We start from the raw sequence: 1,011 nt of genomic DNA on the forward strand, positions 1-1,011 counted from the left end.
AGGCTTTGCCTCCTCCGCAGGCCCCGTTCCCCGTGCGCGCCGGGGGCAGGACCAGCTCATCGCCGTCCAGGTGACACTGGAGGAGGAGACCTTCGGCGCGAAGAAGGAGATCAGCCTCGACACCTACGTGCGCTGCGAGGCCTGCGGCGGCTCCTGTTGTGAACCGGGCACGCATCCCGCGACGTGTCCGACCTGTGGGGGCACCGGCTCCGTCACCCGCATCCAGCGTTCTCTGCTGGGCAACATGCGCACCCAGGGTCCCTGCCCCGCCTGCCAGGGACACGGCACCACGATCCCGGACCCGTGCCACGAGTGCTCGGGCAACGGTAGGGTCCGCACCCGCCGCACCCTGACGGTCGACATCCCCGTCGGTGTGGACGACGGGACGCGCATCCGTCTGAGCGGACAGGGCGAGGTCGGCCCCGCCGGCGGGCCCAACGGGGACCTCTATCTGGAGGTGCGCGAGAAGAAGCACGCCGTCTTCACCCGACAGGGCGACGACCTCCACACGTGGATCACGGTCCCCATGACGACCGCAGCACTGGGCACCGTCTTCTCCCTGCAGACCCTGGACGGACTGCGGGAAGTGAGCATCAACCCGGGCACCCAGCCGCGCGAGGAGGTCATCCTGGACGACCTCGGCGTCGGGCATCTCCAGCGGCCCGGTCGAGGTGACCTGCACGTCCACGTCGACGTGGAGGTCCCCCGCAAGCTGGATGACCGTTCCCGGGAGCTGCTGGAGGAACTCGCCTCCATCCGTGGGGAGGAACGTGTGGAACCACGGCGAGGTGACCAGTCGATGTTCGAGCGTCTGCGTGACAAGTTCACCGGGCAGTGAACCGGTGACACCGTGACCCGTCCCGTCTTCCTCTCCGAGGATCTCACTCCCAGCCCCGACACCGTCTCCGTGGGCGCGTCCGTGCACCTGGGAGGCCCTGAGGGGCGTCACGCCGCCGTCGTTCGGCGCCTGGGTGTGGGCGATGAGTTGGACGTCGTCGACGGTCTCGGCCT

General features: G+C 69.2%; 2 protein-coding genes. Both read left to right on the forward strand.

Features of this window, described 5'->3' with window-relative positions; genetic code table 11:
* Positions 1 to 838, forward strand: an 838-nt coding sequence (locus tag FK530_RS24255; protein ID WP_146489411.1) for a DnaJ C-terminal domain-containing protein, incomplete at its 5' end; no start/stop codon positions are given.
* Between the two features lie 81 nt (positions 839 to 919).
* Positions 920 to 1,011: RNA methyltransferase PUA domain-containing protein (locus FK530_RS27310; RefSeq protein ID WP_438947262.1), on the forward strand; the 92-nt coding region annotated here is incomplete at its 3' end.

Source organism: Tsukamurella conjunctivitidis (assembly GCF_007858475.1).
In the GTDB taxonomy this organism is placed as follows: domain Bacteria; phylum Actinomycetota; class Actinomycetes; order Mycobacteriales; family Mycobacteriaceae; genus Tsukamurella; species Tsukamurella conjunctivitidis.